General features: G+C 69.9%; 17 protein-coding genes and 1 tRNA gene. 4 read left to right on the plus strand and 14 right to left on the minus strand.

What is annotated here, in order from left to right; all coding sequences use genetic code 11:
* Positions 1 to 433: 433 nt before the first annotated feature.
* Positions 434 to 1948, plus strand: a complete 1515-nt coding sequence (locus ACWC5C_RS26290; protein ID WP_450879149.1) for an FG-GAP repeat domain-containing protein — start codon at positions 434 to 436, stop codon at positions 1946 to 1948.
* Between the two features lie 127 nt (positions 1949 to 2075).
* Positions 2076 to 3077 carry a Yip1 family protein gene (locus ACWC5C_RS26295; protein WP_450879151.1) on the plus strand — a complete coding sequence of 334 codons (1002 nt, stop codon included), beginning with the start codon at positions 2076 to 2078 and terminating at the stop codon, positions 3075 to 3077.
* A 40-nt stretch (positions 3078 to 3117) separates the two neighbouring features.
* Here ACWC5C_RS26295 and ACWC5C_RS26300 read toward each other — a convergent pair whose 3' ends face one another.
* Both ACWC5C_RS26300 and dcd read right to left on the minus strand, forming a co-directional pair.
* On the minus strand, positions 3118 to 3618 hold the full coding sequence (locus ACWC5C_RS26300) for a phosphoribosyltransferase (protein WP_450879153.1): 501 nt from the start codon (positions 3616 to 3618) through the stop codon (positions 3118 to 3120).
* Positions 3619 to 3624: 6 nt separating this feature from the next.
* A complete protein-coding gene (dcd, locus tag ACWC5C_RS26305) occupies positions 3625 to 4200 on the minus strand; it encodes a dCTP deaminase (protein ID WP_385443925.1) in 576 nt (191 codons plus the stop codon).
* Positions 4201 to 4739: 539 nt separating this feature from the next.
* On the opposite strand from dcd, the gene ACWC5C_RS26310 reads away from it, so the two are divergent.
* Positions 4740 to 4813 (plus strand) — tRNA-Gly (locus tag ACWC5C_RS26310).
* Positions 4814 to 4864: 51 nt separating this feature from the next.
* On the opposite strand, the gene ACWC5C_RS26315 is transcribed toward ACWC5C_RS26310, so the two are convergent.
* The 12 genes from ACWC5C_RS26315 to ACWC5C_RS26370 form a co-directional block, all read right to left on the minus strand.
* Positions 4865 to 6022: a tyrosine-type recombinase/integrase gene (locus ACWC5C_RS26315; RefSeq protein ID WP_450879155.1), complete on the minus strand. Its 1158-nt coding sequence runs from the start codon at positions 6020 to 6022 to the stop codon at positions 4865 to 4867.
* Positions 6022 to 6225 carry an excisionase family DNA-binding protein gene (locus ACWC5C_RS26320; protein ID WP_450879157.1) on the minus strand — a complete coding sequence of 68 codons (204 nt, stop codon included), beginning with the start codon at positions 6223 to 6225 and terminating at the stop codon, positions 6022 to 6024. Before ACWC5C_RS26320 ends, ACWC5C_RS26315 begins: the two co-directional genes overlap by 1 nt.
* Entirely contained in the window at positions 6218 to 7504 is a 1287-nt protein-coding gene (locus ACWC5C_RS26325) for a replication initiator (RefSeq protein ID WP_450879436.1), read from the minus strand. The genes ACWC5C_RS26320 and ACWC5C_RS26325 overlap by 8 nt, the downstream gene beginning before the upstream one ends.
* A gap of 152 nt (positions 7505 to 7656) precedes the next feature.
* Positions 7657 to 7953, minus strand: coding sequence for a hypothetical protein (locus tag ACWC5C_RS26330; RefSeq protein ID WP_450879159.1), 297 nt, complete (start codon positions 7951 to 7953; stop codon positions 7657 to 7659).
* Positions 7954 to 7977: 24 nt separating this feature from the next.
* The gene (locus ACWC5C_RS26335) at positions 7978 to 8172 is read right to left on the minus strand and encodes a hypothetical protein (RefSeq protein WP_450879161.1); all 195 of its coding nucleotides are present in this window, start codon (positions 8170 to 8172) and stop codon (positions 7978 to 7980) included.
* Between the two features lie 13 nt (positions 8173 to 8185).
* Positions 8186 to 8377 carry a mobile element transfer protein gene (locus tag ACWC5C_RS26340; protein ID WP_450879163.1) on the minus strand — a complete coding sequence of 64 codons (192 nt, stop codon included), beginning with the start codon at positions 8375 to 8377 and terminating at the stop codon, positions 8186 to 8188.
* Entirely contained in the window at positions 8377 to 8562 is a 186-nt protein-coding gene (locus tag ACWC5C_RS26345; RefSeq protein WP_450879165.1) for a hypothetical protein, read from the minus strand. The genes ACWC5C_RS26340 and ACWC5C_RS26345 overlap by 1 nt, the downstream gene beginning before the upstream one ends.
* Positions 8563 to 8579: 17 nt before the next feature.
* A complete protein-coding gene (locus tag ACWC5C_RS26350) occupies positions 8580 to 9182 on the minus strand; it encodes a DUF2637 domain-containing protein (RefSeq protein ID WP_450879167.1) in 603 nt (200 codons plus the stop codon).
* Between the two features lie 2 nt (positions 9183 to 9184).
* On the minus strand, positions 9185 to 9376 hold the full coding sequence (locus tag ACWC5C_RS26355; RefSeq protein WP_450879169.1) for a hypothetical protein: 192 nt from the start codon (positions 9374 to 9376) through the stop codon (positions 9185 to 9187).
* A gap of 76 nt (positions 9377 to 9452) precedes the next feature.
* Positions 9453 to 10829, minus strand: a complete 1377-nt coding sequence (locus ACWC5C_RS26360) for an FtsK/SpoIIIE domain-containing protein (protein WP_450879171.1) — start codon at positions 10827 to 10829, stop codon at positions 9453 to 9455.
* Positions 10830 to 10834: 5 nt separating this feature from the next.
* Positions 10835 to 11185: an SCO3933 family regulatory protein gene (locus ACWC5C_RS26365; RefSeq protein ID WP_450879173.1), complete on the minus strand. Its 351-nt coding sequence runs from the start codon at positions 11183 to 11185 to the stop codon at positions 10835 to 10837.
* Between the two features lie 198 nt (positions 11186 to 11383).
* A complete protein-coding gene (locus ACWC5C_RS26370) occupies positions 11384 to 12169 on the minus strand; it encodes a GntR family transcriptional regulator (RefSeq protein ID WP_450879175.1) in 786 nt (261 codons plus the stop codon).
* A gap of 111 nt (positions 12170 to 12280) precedes the next feature.
* Between ACWC5C_RS26370 and ACWC5C_RS26375 the strand changes: the two genes are divergently transcribed.
* Positions 12281 to 12688, plus strand: coding sequence for an NUDIX hydrolase (locus ACWC5C_RS26375; RefSeq protein ID WP_450879438.1), 408 nt, complete (start codon positions 12281 to 12283; stop codon positions 12686 to 12688).
* The last annotated feature ends 56 nt before the right edge of the window (positions 12689 to 12744 follow it).

Genomic DNA, 12744 nt, shown 5'->3' on the forward strand with positions numbered 1-12744 from the left:
GCGCATCGCACATGGCTGCCCCCGCTCGCCCGCTTCGAACATGTACCGATCCTGGCCGTGAAGTATCCCTTCTCACAACAAGGTTGTGGATCCCTACAGGATCATGCCCCACCCGGGGGTAGGTAAATGTCCTGGACGGCCCTTGTGCTCCAAAGGTCATCTTTACAGTCAAGCGGACTGATCACTCCCGTAACCTCCTTTACGCCCCACCCGTGCGCGCCACGAGCGCCCCTCGACCGCGCCGCGAGCGCCGCCCGGATCGCCCTCCGGGTTACCGCCCGGTTGCCTCCAGGAGGGCATCCGGGTTGCCTTGAGGTGGCCGTTCAGATGGCCGTCCAGTTGCCGTTCAGGTTGCCGTTCAGTTGCCGTTCAGGTTGCCGTTCAGTTGCCGTTCAGGTTGCCGCGACCCTGCCGCATGGGTTAGGGGTGACCGATGACGCCCGCGCCTCCCCCCACGCGACACTCCGGCCACACCGGCCGCACAGGCCGCACCGCCCTCGCCACCTGCGCGGTGTGGGCCGGTGTGCTCGCGCTGCTCACCGGATGCGGAGTGGGTGACTCCGGCGACGGGCCACCACAGGACCGGCGTCCGTCGTCGGCCGCGACATCCGGAGGGGCCCAGCCCGCGACCGCCCCCGTCCCGCGCGGCAAGGGCAGCGAGCTGCCCGACGACGTCAACGGCGACCGCTACCCCGACCTCCAGCTTCCGGTCCCGCCCCGCAAGCGCGGCCTGCCCAGCCGGATCGCCTTCGTCCACGGCTCGGACGACGGCCTCCGCCCCACCACCCGCACCGTCCTCCGACGGGCCGACCTGGGCCTGCCCGACGGCGACGTCGCCGTAGCGGGCGCGACCGAGGTGGCCACCGCCGACCTCGACGGCGACGGCTACGCCGACGTGACCACCACCGGCGGCGAGCGGCTGAGCGCCGCCGAGGCCAAGCGCACCCACGCCACGGTGCGGACCGCTCCGTACATCGCCTGGGGCAGCGCGGGCGGCCCGCCGCACGCCCGCGCCGCCGCCCGCGTCCAGCTCACCGGCCCCGCCGACTCCGTCGATCCGCAGCGGCCGACCGTCGGCGACTTCAACGGCGACGGCCACCACGACCTGGCGGTGGTCCGCGCGGACCGCCGCTCGTTCCTCGTCCTGTACGGGCCGTTCAGCCGCGCGGGACAGCCCGCCAGGACCGTGCCGCACCGCAGCCCGTTCCGCGGCAGCCACGCCGAGATCGGCGACCTCGTCGCCGACCGGATCCGCGGCGACCGCCCCACCGACCTGGTCGTGCACGGGCTCAGCGCGGCCACCCAGTCCGGCTCCACCCTCCTGACCGCGGGCCCACGGGGGCTGCGGCACACCGGGCGGACGCTGCGGAAGGGCAACTCGATCACGTTCGGCGACTTCAACGGCGACCGCCGCCGGGACGTCGCGGTCGGCGCCAGCGGCACCCGCGCCGACGAAGGCGGCGACGCTACGGAGAAGCCGGACATCGGCCGCACGGTGAGCGTCTACTACGGCGCCGCCACGGGCCGCTTCGTCCGCTCCTCCCCCTCCCTCCCGGTGCCGGGCATGTCGGGGACGATGGTGGCCGCCGACACCGACGGCGACGGCTCCGACGAGCTGGCCGTCCCGCTCGGCTCCGGCGGCGCCCGGCTGCTGGCCCCGCGCCCCGGCCGTACAGGCCGTGCCGGCCCTGCCGCCGTGGTTCGCCACACCCTCACCCGCACCGCCCCGGCCCGGGTGGACGGCAAGCCCGTACGCCCCGACGAGCGCGCCGCCCGGCTCTACGGCGCGGCGGACTTCGATCACGACGGCAAGGACGAGGTCGTGCTCGCCTGGGGCCCCGGCATCGCCTTCTCCCTCTACGGCGAGGGGCCCGAGCGCTGGTGGATCACGAACGGCTCCTCCGACAAGATCACCTTCTCCAGCAGGCCCTTCACGGGGGCCCGTTAGCACTCCGGCAGGCCCTGGCGGGGGGTAAACCCCCCAGGGTCCCCCTAAGGGATGTCACAGCTCGGCAGCAATGCCGGGCCTGTCCCTCCGCTCCGGCACCCCACCCCCCGCGACCGGGTACGTTCGAATGGTGGCTGGATTCAGGATCGGACGCGGACGGGACTCCCACACCGCGCAACAAGGGCAGCAGCAGCAGCGACCGCAGCAGCAGCCGCACGGGTCGCAGGACCCGTACGGCCGCACGCAGCCGCAGTGGCAGCAGCCCTCCTCACAGGGAGAGCCGGAGTACTTCGGCAGCCAGGACCCGTACTACGGGCCGGGAGGCGGCGCACCGGGCCAGGGCGGCCAGGGCGGCGCGTACAGACCGGGACCGGGCGGACCGCCCCCCGGCGGACCGGGCCCCGGCGGACCGGGTCCGGGCCCCGGCCCGGGTGGCCCCGGCGCCTTCGCGGACAACAACGCCGGTCATACGCAGGCGTTCAGCGTGGGCGAGGCGCCCGACGCGTACGACCCGTACGGCCAGGGCCCCGGTTCGTACGACGACGGCAGCACCTATCGCGCCGGGTCCTCCACCGTCCCGCCCGCCGGTCCCCGGCTGCACTGGAAGCAGCTGCTGAGCGGCATCGTGCTGCGCCCGGCGGCCACCTTCTGGCAGATGCGCGACTACACGGTGTGGATCCCGGCCCTCATCGTGACGTTCGTCTACGGCCTGCTGGCGGTCTTCGGCTTCGACGACGCCCGTGCCGACGTCCTCAAGGCCCCGCTGGGCAACAGCATCCCGTGGATCCTCAGCGCGGGCGTCGCGGTCGTCATCAGCGCCCTGGTGCTCGGCGCGGTCACCCACACCCTCGCCCGCCAGCTGGGCGGCGACGGCACCTGGGGACCGACGATCGGCCTCTCGATGCTGATCATGTCGATCACGGACGCGCCGCGGCTGCTGTTCGCGGTCTTCCTGGGCGGCGACAGCCCCCTGGTCCAGGTGCTGGGCTGGGCGACCTGGCTGGCGGCGGGCGCGCTGTTCACGTCCATGGTGAGCAAGTCGCACGACCTGCCGTGGCAGAAGGCGCTGGGCGCGTCGGCGATCCAGCTGGTCGCGCTGCTGTCGCTGGTCAAGCTCGGAACCCTGTAGGCGAGGGGCCCTGATCGGCCTGATCGGGCCCCTCTACCGTCTACGCGTCGAGAACCTGCCCGTCGCGCCGCACGACGGGCGGCGCGACGCTCCAGGGGAAGTTGATCCACTGCTCGGTGCGCTTCCACACGTACTCGCACTTCACCAGCGACTGCGACTTCTCGTAGATCACCGCGCTGCGCACCTCGGCGACGCTCCCGAGGCAGAAGTCGCGGACCAGCTTCAGCGTCTTGCCGGTGTCCGCGACGTCGTCGGCGATCAGCACCTTCTTGTCGGAGAAGTCGATCGCGTTGGGCACGGGCGCGAGCATCACGGGCATGTCGAGGGTGGTCCCCACGCCCGTGTAGAACTCCACGTTCACCAGGTGGATGTTCTTGCAGTCCAGCGCGTACGCCAGCCCGCCCGCGACGAAGACCCCGCCACGGGCTATGGACAGCACGATGTCCGGCTCGTACCCGTCGTCCGCGATGGTCTGCGCCAGCTCGCGGACGGCCGTGCCGAACCGCTCGTACGAAAGGTTCTCGCGCTCCTCACTAGTCACCAGCGGTCACACCTTCGTCTGGTGGAAGTTCTGGAACGACCGCGAGGGCGTGGGCCCACGCTGCCCCTGATAGCGGGAGCCGTACCGCGCCGAGCCGTACGGATGCTCGGCGGGCGAGGTCAGCCGGAACATGCACAGCTGCCCGATCTTCATCCCCGGCCACAGCTTTATCGGCAGCGTCGCCACGTTCGACAGCTCAAGGGTCACGTGCCCCGAGAACCCGGGGTCGATGAAACCGGCCGTCGAGTGCGTCAGCAGCCCCAGTCGCCCGAGGCTCGACTTCCCCTCGAGCCGCGAGGCGAGGTCCACCGGAAGCGTGACGACCTCGTACGTGGAGGCGAGCACGAACTCCCCCGGGTGCAGGATGAACGCCTCATCCCCCTCCGGCTCCACCAGCCGCGTCAGATCCGGCTGCTCCACCGCCGGGTCGATATGCGGATAGCGATGGTTCTCGAAGACCCGGAAATACCGGTCCAACCTGACGTCGATGCTCGACGGCTGCACCATCGCCGGGTCATACGGATCGATTCGCACCCGTCCGGCGTCGATCTCCGTCCGGATGTCCTTGTCTGAGAGAAGCACGGAACGAGGATACGCAGTGGCGCGGGCCCGGCCCCACCAGGGACCGGGCCCGCGCCCACGATCTTCGTTCGACTACCGCAACTACCCGCGACTACGCGCTGCTGCTACCGCTCTACCGCGACTCGCGCGCCACCGGCACCGAATGCCGGAGCCTCGCGCAACGCGGACACCGCAGCAGCCGCCCGGGCCCGATGCGGTCGACCGTAAGGTGCCGCATCGGGAACGAAGCGGTGCTGAACACATGCCCTTCGGCACAACGGACGACGGTGCGCTCCATTGAGTCCCTTCCCCATGAACGTGGATGAGCGGACGACAAAAGCCACATTAGGGGATCAACCGCGGACCACTCCAAGCGGCACTCCGCCCCCACACGGTACGCCCCAACTCCCGCACTCCCACAGCGCCTTCCCCCACTCCACCCCACCGAGAAGCCCCTCGAACTCCCCCCGAAAACCGCGAAAACCCCACAGCGAATGCGGCGGGGTCAACCATGGGGTACAGTGAGCGACGATGCGGCACCGAGGGATCGGGACCGTCTCGCGGGTGTAGTTTAATGGTAGAACATGAGCTTCCCAAGCTCAGAGCGCGAGTTCGATTCTCGTCACCCGCTCCATACGAAAGCCCCAGGCCAGCGGCCCGGGGCTTCTTTGTTGTCTAGACCTCTCTACGCCTCCCGTGCCCGTTGCGTGCCCGATGGGCTCCGGGCCGCCTCACGCTGTGCCCGTACGCGAGCGTCCAGGGCGGCGGCGACCTCCTTCTGACGCTCCAGGTTCGAGTGCTGGTAGATCAGCGCTGCCCGCTCCGAGGACTGTCCAGCGCGAACCATGGTGTCCCTGAGCGTCGCCCCGGACTGGGTCGAGAGCGTGTGCCCGGTGTGACGAAGATCGTAGAAACGGAAGTCGTCAGGCAGACCGACTTTCGCGCGTGCCCGTCGCCACTTCCTCCCAAAGGAGGAACGGCGGAACGGCGCTCCCTTCTCCCCCACGAACAGCAGCCCGTTGGGCTCCTTCTCGGCGAACCACTTCACGTGCCGCTCCAGGTCCTTCCGCAGGAAGCCGGGCAGCACGATGAACCGCTTCCCCGCTTCGGACTTGGTATCGCCCACCACTCGCCGCCCGGTCGTCAGCTCCGGCGCCGCCCGACGAACCCACACACCGACCGTCTCAAGGTTCACATCCGGCCGCCGCAGCTCGGCTTGCTCCTCGGGCCGCGCGGGCCCATACGCCGCGATGTAGACCATGAGGCGCCAGCGGGGCCCGATGGCGTCCGCGAGGTCGTCCACCTGGTCCACGGTGGCGATGGGCCGCTCAGGAGCCGACTCCTTGCCTGCCCCGCGAATCCGGCACGGATTGCGGCGGATCAGCTCGTCCTCAACAGCGGTTTCCAGGATGGCTTTCACCAGACGGTACGACTTGGCGACGGTCGTTTCCCCGGTGGCCTTCAGCCGCTCAGCGCGCCACGTGCGCACCCGGGGCGGGGTGATCTCGTCCAGGTCCCAGGCCCGGAACGTGGGCAGGATGTGCAGCCGCAGGAGACGCCGGTACAGCTCGTCAGTGGTCGCCGAGAGGTCTCGTTCGTCGACCCACTGCACCGCGTACTCACCGAAGTTGACCGCCCCCGCGTCGGGGTCCTGCCAGTCACCTTTGCGTACCTCCGTCTGCTGCTCAGCCAGCCAGTCATCTGCCTCCCCGGCCGTGGCGAAGGTGACTGGTGCCGGGCGGTCGACCCCATCGGGACCGAGGTACCGCGCCTGATAGCGGCCGGAGTGCAGCTTGCGAACACGGCCGAAGCGTCGCTTCTTCGATGGCTTCTTCTTCGGCATCAGGCAGCCCGCCCGAGGCGCCGACGCCGAGGCTGGACCGTATTGGCGTCGATGTACTCCTGAATGACGCGCTCCGGGATGCGGACGTGCCGCCCCACCTTCACGTACCTGATGCGCCGTTCGGCGATCAGCCGCCGGGGGAAGCGGTCTGTGGTGCCCAGCAGCTCGGCCACCTGGGCGACGCTGAGGTACCGGTCACGCATGGGTCGGTTCTCCTTCTGTTCCGGGAGCGGGGGTGATGGTGGCGGTCAGCCATTCCTCGGCGGGGGTGAGGCCGGTACCGGCGTAGGCCCAGTGGGCGAGGACGAGCGTGGTCTCGTCCTGGTCCAGGTCGGCTTGGGCTCGTCGCCATGCGGCGCGGGCATCGCGGAGCGCCCCGAGGGTGGTGGAGTAACGGCGGGATTTGGTGGAGAAATGGCCCCGGAAGCCGAGCATGTGAGCCCAGGCGCGGAGCCGGAGGTGTTCCAGCTCCTTGCGCGCGCCGAGGGCCCAGGCGGTGCGGATGAGGCGGCGGGCATGCTCGGTGATGTCGAGGTTGGCGACTTCAGCGATGAGCCGTATCGGCCGGTCCAGGGCACCGGTGGCTGTCTCGGCGCCCTTCGTCGCGTACTTGGCGATGTACGCGGCCACGGCCCGGTCGGTCAGCTCCTGCTGGCCGTTGAAGTCGGCGCCCCGGATGGGCCGTACGTCGAGTTCGTCGCCAAAGGCGAACGTGTGGGCCCGTCCGTCGATGACCGGCCCGGCAACCTGTGCCTTGGGGGTAGCCGCCTGGATGGCGTCGGTCAGCAGCTCGACCGTGGCCCAAGCCGGAGGCGGGGTGTCGCCACCGCCGGGACCGTCGATGCGGATCACGGCATGGAAGTGAACGGCGCCGCGCTTCTGGTACTCGGCGACCTTGGCGAAGGACAGCCGGGCGTGGTTGCGAAAGGCTCGCTGGCTGAGTCCGGCCCGCTTGGCGGCCTCTCGCCGAAGGTAGATCGAGAAGCGCCGCCAGAGCATGCCCGCGTGGGCGTTCCAGAGCACCGCGGATTCGTAGTCGTACCGGTGCGGGGCGAGCGGTGTGCCAAGGGCGTCGTCCTCCTGGTCGTGGCGGACGCCGCACCGGCACCGACGGATGGTGCGAGCCGGGCCGGTGGGCCGGTTGTGGACGGGGCCGAAGCTGGGCGCGGTGAAGGTGGCGAAGACGCGCGGGTGGGCGGTGACCGCTTCCGGTGTGCCTTTGCCGCCGCGTAGTCCGGCGGTGATCAGGTGGAAGGTGTCGCGGCGGTAGGTCTCGGCGCAGGCCGCACAGCGGGTGGTGCGGCGGTTGTTGCAGCGGACCAGGAGATGCCCGGCGGGCAGTTCGGTGGAGTCCAGGTGTCGGAGGATGCGGCCGATCTCGCCGGTGTCGCGGTTGACGTGGTGTTCGGTGCGGTGGCCGTCGAGGCGGATCGGGGTGGTGCAGCCTCCGAGGCCGGAGAGCTGGCGGAGCAGGGCGGGCATGGTGCCGAGCGCCGCGAGGTTGCCGAGTTGGGGCAGCGGCGGCGGGGTGGTGCGGGTGATGATGGGTGTCACCTCTTTCGAGGGGTCGGGCTGCCGGGGCGGCGGATGCTTGGCGGTATCGAGGCCGCCCCGGCAGTCGAGTTCGTTGTGGGTCAGCGGTGGCGCTGGCTGGTGAGCAGCGAGCGCATGACGACAGCGGCCACGGCGACGGATATGGCCGTGACGACGACGGCGGCCAGGAGCGCGGTCACAACGACGCCGACCGCGAGAACGACACCGACCGTCCGGGCACTGGGCCCGAGCAACGACGTCTGCCGAGCAGGCCCAGCCACAGGAGCGTGCTGGCAGGAGCAGGCCGGGGCGTGGCTGTGCTGAACCGCCGGAGCGGTCGGGGCGGGCGTGTAGACGGTCGGTGGGGTGGGGGCTTCGGGGTACTTGGGTCGGAACATGGCGATCTCCTCTTGACTACTCGTCTAGTCGTGTTCGGGGTTGACTGTGTCGACGCCGGAGCGCGTACCGGACTCCACGAAGGGCGCGAGGCCGGTGTGGGCGAGCCAGAAGCCGAACAGTGCGATGACGACGACGACCCACATGCGGACGCCCAGGAACTTGATCGCGAACCAGGCGATGACGCCGAGGACAAAGACCAGGGGCAGGCTGACGGTCACGGGCGATCTCCTTTCAACGGACGGGGCAACGGTGGGTGCGGGCCGCCAGCTCAGCAGCGGCCCGGGTGTCGTAGTCGGCGGAGAAGTCGCAGCGCGGAGCGGTGCACACGGCGGTGTGCTTCTCACGGCCCCGCAGATCGTTGGCGGTGCCGACGCGGACCGGACCGATGCGGATGACGCTGCGGAAGCGGCGAGGCGCGGGCATCAGCCGTTCTCCCCTCGGCCGGTGAAGTCGTCGGCGTGGTCGGCCAGCCAACGCCTGATCTCCGCTCGTTCTTCGATGTCGGCAGCGAGGATGACCGGTTCGGCGATGCTCACGGCCTCAACGAACCTGTCGCGACGGGTGAGTTCGGCAGCGCGCTGGAGGGCGTTCAGGGTGGAGGGGCGCACGGGTGACGTCTCCTTGATCACTTGAGGTGGGTGGCGATGGCGTCGGCCAGCGGCGCGGGGACGCCGAGGCGGGCGCGCAGGGTGTCGGTGTCCATGGGTGAGCCGGTACGGGTGCGGTGCTCGTTGGCGAGCTTGCGTGCGTGGGCGATGAGCGCGGCCGGTACGTGCGGCGCGGGAGTCTTCGGCGGCTCGGGCTCCGGTTCGACGGAAGACTCCGCAGTTTCCGGTTCGGCCGGGGCCGACGCGGTTTCGGCGGCTGGTGCGGTGTGGGCAAGCAGCGTTCCGCCGAGGAAGGCGACGGCTGGCCATCCAGCGACGAGGATGCGCAGCCAGGCCGGTACGTCGGTCAGGTCGAGCAGTCCGGCGGTGGCGACGTTGGCCCCGAGCGACGCGACCAGGGCGACGACGAACCAGCACCAGGCCGCCGCTTTGGACGAGCCCGACCGCAGCCGCTTCCAGGCCGCCACAAGCAGCAGGTCGACGGAGATCGGGTAGGCCCACGCCTTCCACCCGGTCTGCCCGGCCGCCGAGGCCAGGTCGTGCAGGTGGGCGAAGGACAGCGCGGCGGCGATGACCGCTTGCACCAGCACCGCGTCAACGCGCCCCAGGTAGCCACGCACGTCTACCCCTCCTCGCGGATGTGGCTGCTCGGTGGGATGGCGCGGGGGCCGAGTACGGCGAGCAGTTCGGCGCGCTCAGCTTCGGTGCGGGCATCCCGGTAGAGGCGGTGTGCGTCGGCCAGGGCGGTTGCGTAGTCGCCAGCTCGTACGGCGGTCTCGATCCGGCGAATCGCCTGCCACATCTCGTCGTGCATGTCGGACCTCCTTTCAGGCGTGACGGGGTAGGGACATGGCGCGATGAGGTCGCGCCGACCGATGATTGGGGGCGGGCTACTCGGTGACCGGCGACGGCTTGAGGAGCGATGTCGGAGCACTCACCGGAACGGTAGGCGCGTCCGACCGGAACGGTTCGAGCGCAGGCAACACCGGCACCAGGTGAGCGTGTTCGCGGCAGACAGCGGCAGCGTCACCAAGCGACAGATACGGCGGGCGGATGCGGGACCAGCCGCCCGAGGTGTCCCCGGCAACGGCCAGGCCGGGCCGCTCAGGAGCGATGGCGCAAGCCGCGCCGACCGCTTCGGGGGCGATGTCGCCCAGTGCCATCTTGGCGGAGGCTTCATCGTTCACGCGGTGACAGACCCTGCCGGTCAGCTGAGCCCGAAGCATCGTCGCTCCCTTGCCCAGCTCGGCGCCGAACCGCTGCCCACACACCTCCAGGTAGATGCCTGCCGCCCGGCCGAGTTGGGTGAGCCGGATGAGCTGGGTGACCATCTCGTCCCGCCGTTCCTCGTCCTTCCGCGTGGCGACGAGGAACAGCTCGGCCACCTCGTCCACGACCAGCACCACCGGCACCGGCCGCTCATCCACCGGCAAGCCCCAGATGTCAGAGGTGATCTCTTCATCCGGCGTACTCGGAGCGATGCCCTGCCGAGCCTTGATCAGGTCATACCGCTCCTCCATCAGCCCGACGAGCACGGGCAGCAGGTCAGCCGCCTGACTGGCATCGGTGGCCAGCGCCGACAGCCGAGGAGCGAACGGCGCCAGCTCCACACCCCGCTTGCAGTCGATCCCGACCAGCGCGACCGGTTGCCGCGCCAGCCCGGATATCAGGTGCCGCAGGAACATAGACTTCCCCGACAGCGTCGCGCCCAAGGTGAGCTGGTGCGGAACGGCCCGGTAGTCCCGTACGAAGGGCGTCGCGTCCTCCCGCAGCGCCACCGGCACCTTGAGGAGGCCGCCCGCCATCTTGCGGGGCATCCGCACCTTCCGCAGCACGTCGAAGCCGATCAGCCGCAGCTCGACCACCCCTGGCTTCACGACATCCACGTACACGCCGTGAACGCCCCAGGCATGTCGCAGCCGTTCGGCCGAGGCCGCCACGTCTGCCGGTTCCTGCCCTGGTGCCAGCCGAAGCCGAACCCGCAGCCCGGTCGACGTGGGCCGTATGAGCCCCCGGCGAGGAGGCACCGGCTGCACCTCCCGATGGGTGAGCGCCTGTGTCGCCCAGGCCCTCAGCCGGGACGGCGGAACGGTCAGCCCGCACGCATCCATCACGGACCCGTACGACCCCAGCAGCTTCACCGTGGAGACGGGCAGCCCGATCGTGGACCAGTACGCGGCCGGGTGCCGGGCCCGGAGGTAGGCGGCCCCGCCAACCGTCGCGGCGACCGGACCACCCACCTCCATCAACGTCATGACGTCGTTCATCAGGCTCAGGCCCCCGCACCAACCGGCATGGCAGCCGGAGCGATGGCGTCAGCGCGGAAGGCGATGCCGTGCCGCTGCTGCCCGTTGAACACGTTCTCCCACGGCCGGGCGATCAGCCCGAACAGCGTGACCGGCGAGCCGAGCGCCAGCCCTTCTGTCACCCCGCTCTCCGGCACAGTGACCTGAAGCAGGGAGGATTCCCCGCCGTCGATGTAGACGACGCCCAGGCGCATGAGCGTCTCACCGCTCTGGGCGTCCTTGGCGATCTCGCCGGTCTGCCGGTCCCTGACCTTGGGCTCCGGTGCCTCAGTCAGCAGCACCGTGGCACCAGAGGTCTCGACACGGATGGAACGCAATTACTTCTCCTTCTCTCGCAACATCACCCACCTAGTTGTCTAGATGAGTACCAGTGGTCGAACCCGATCGCGCCGGGAACGATCACCACCATGCCACACCACTCAGCCACTCGTCTATACGAGTATGGGTGTGCGTGCGTACGAGTTGAGAGAAGCGGCCCGCCACGGCCGCACAGCGCACCATCCGGCCGCCGCCTGTCAGGTGGCGGGGAGCTGGTAAGCCAGGACGTAGGCGTCAGCGGCCATCACGGTGTCGCAGACTTCGACCGCGCGCCCCTCGGAGTCGAAGGCGGTACGGATCAGCGAGATCACCGGGACGCCGGAGGCGAGCTGGAGCGTGCGCACCTCGGCGGGCGAGGGCATCCGGGCGCGGATCTCCTCATCGAAGTGGTCCAGACGGTGCCCCAGCTCTTCGAGCCGGGCGTAGATGCCGCCGGGGCCGGGGTTGGGCTGGGCGATCGGGGTGTTCCGGGCCAGGTCGAGCGGCAGGTACGAGGTGGCGAACTCCACCGGTCGCCCGTCCAGCAGATACCGGCGCCGACGTGCCAGCACCTTGCGCGGCGAACCGAGCCGGGCCGAGATGTCCGGCGACGGCCGCTCTTCCTTCACCTCCAGGCCGTCCACCTCCGGACGGCTCCCCGCAGCCTCGGCCTCCACGGTAAAGGCTGCCTTCCCCTGATCACGATGGCGCCGCGCGAACCGGTCCGAAGCCAGCCGTCGCACGGGAGGTCGCGGCCGGACGAAGACCCCCTTGCCATGCTCGGAGACCACCAGCCCCTCTTGCTGGAGCAGCGACAACGAGTTGCGCACGGTCATCCGGGACACTGCGAAGTGCTCGACCAGCTCAGTCTCCGAGGGCAGCTTGTCGCCCTCCCTGAACCGTCCCTTGTCGATCGCTTCCCGCAGCGCGTCGGCGATCTGCCGGAACACCGCCCGGTCGCTCGTGGGGTCCAATACACCCAGAACAGCGGTCAGAGAAGGCATATGCACATACTCCTTTAGGTATCTAGACGAGCGGCTAAGCGGTGTTGCTACGGTGGAAAGCCTAGCCAGCCGAGAGGGGCGTGGAACGTGAGCACTGAGCGCCCGCACTCCGTGAGCGTCGCCGGAGTCATCGTTGACGACGCTGGCCGTGCGTTGCTGATCAAGCGACGGGACAACGGTAAGTGGGAACCGCCCGGCGGCGTGCTCGAACGCGAGGAAACCATCCCCGACGCCCTGCAACGGGAAGTCCTCGAAGAGACCGGCATCAAGATCGCGCTCCCCGCGACCCTCACCGGCGTCTACAAGAACATGACCGGCCTGATCGTCTCCATGGTCTTCCGCTGCGAGGCCATCGACGGCAGCCCCACCACCGGAGCGGAAACCCGCGCCCTGCGCTGGGTCACCCGCGACGAGATCACCGAGCTTGCCGACGAGGCATACGCCATCCGCGTCCTGGACGCGATCGACAACGCGAGCCCGCCAGCCGTCCGCGCACACGACGGCGTGCGACTCATCTAGCACGCACCCACGATTCATCGCCCCTACCAGCACGAAGGAACTTGTATGGACGAGTA

The sequence above is a fragment of the Streptomyces sp. NPDC001700 genome, assembly GCF_053596435.1.